This is a genomic window from Hydrogenivirga sp. 128-5-R1-1 (assembly GCF_000171895.1).
In genome coordinates, this window is record NZ_ABHJ01000306.1 from 1 (window position 1) to 1,585 (window position 1,585).

At 30.0% G+C, this 1,585-nt stretch carries 2 protein-coding genes; one reads left to right on the plus strand and one right to left on the minus strand.

Annotated features, from left to right (window positions below):
• On the minus strand, positions 1-770 hold a 770-nt coding region (locus tag HG1285_RS02160; protein ID WP_232219534.1), incomplete at its 3' end, for a DEAD/DEAH box helicase family protein.
• Between the two features lie 64 nt (positions 771-834).
• Here HG1285_RS02160 and HG1285_RS02155 point away from each other — a divergent pair.
• The coding region (locus HG1285_RS02155) for a TonB-dependent receptor plug domain-containing protein (RefSeq protein ID WP_008289196.1) at positions 835-1,585 on the plus strand (751 nt) is incomplete at its 3' end.

Genomic DNA, 1,585 nt, shown 5'->3' on the forward strand with positions numbered 1-1,585 from the left:
TTGAATTTTAAAAATTTCAGTGTTTCTTCAATATCATCTTCCGAAAAACCAAGAAGCATTAAAACCTTATCTATGTTTTTTGCACTTTTTAATATGCTATCAACGTCATCTATAAAAACAAGGTCATAAACTGATTTTGGAATAATATCTACATTTTTGTAAAGAAACATTGAAGTTGTTAAAAGTATTTTAAAGTCGTTATCTTTAATTCTTCCTTTTAATTCGTTTTGTTTCTTTTTAGATTTTGCAAATTTTGAGCTGTAGGCTAATATATCTTCTGGATTTACACCAAAGTTTATAAGCCTTTCATAAGCTTGATTTACAAGCATCTGAGTTGGAAATATAAGATATGTTTTTCCATTTTTTCTTTCTATTAAATACTTTGACAAAACAAGACCAAAAGTTGTTTTTCCAATACCTGTTGGAGCAAGTAGTGCATGTGATACTCCAAGGAAAAACCTTATAGCCCATGTTTCCTGAATAGACCATAAAGGATTTTTCATTACAGATTTAAAAAATTCATTAAAATCTTTAATGTTTTTCCATAAACTACAAACCTTATCAAACTGACCATATCCTAAAAATTCGCAAAGTTCATCGTGTGGAACTTCATCAGGAAGGCAGTTTTTACACACAAGCCCTTTTTCAAGTCTATCACTTTCAATATCTCCACCGCAGTTAGGACACATTTTTTTATAAATCATAGGAATCATGTTAAAGTCTCCTTGTTTTTGTTTTTCCTTTAATTTTAATGTTATTGAAATATTCAAGCAAATATTTTAAAATTATGTTAAATTTAAGTTTAAAATAACATCAAATTAATGGAGGATTAACATGAGAAAATTTTTACTTTCTGCGGTTCTTGCTTTCCCAGTTGTTTCTTACTCTCAGGTTATTAAACTTGAAAAAATTAAATCTGTTGAAGAAGTAAAAAGTGTTAAAGAAGAGAAAAATATCTATCAGGAAGAAATTAAACTTACCCGTCAGATTGATTTGGGAGAAATACTTTCAAACTTATATCCAGAAATTAATCACATAAGAAAAGGATTTGTAGCAAACGACATTAATTTAAGAGGATTTTCAAGAGATAATATAAATGTTCTTGTAGACGGTGAAAAAATCTACGGTGCCTGTCCAAACAGAATGGACTCCCCTATTTTCCATGTTTCAACTCCTCAGGTGGAAAAAGTAGTAATAACTGAAGGTCCTTTTGATGTGAAAAATCAAGGGTCAATGGCAGGGGTTGTAAATGTTAAAACTAAAAAGCCTAAAAAAGGTCTGCATTTAAACGCAGGTCTAACTGCTGGCTCATTCCAATATAAACAAGGATATGTGGAGGTAGAAGGTGGAAGTGATAAAATTAAAGCACTTATAGGATACCAAAAACGGTATTCAAAACCTTATAAAACAGGAGAGGGACAAAAAATAACAGAGTATAAACATCCAAACCCTATAAATGATTATCAGGGTAAATACATTAACCACAAAATACTTGATATTGATAACTTCTGGGCTTCTGTATTGTTAATACCTGATAAAAACAATGAGCTTAAAATAAACACAGCTTATGATAATGCTGAAAGTG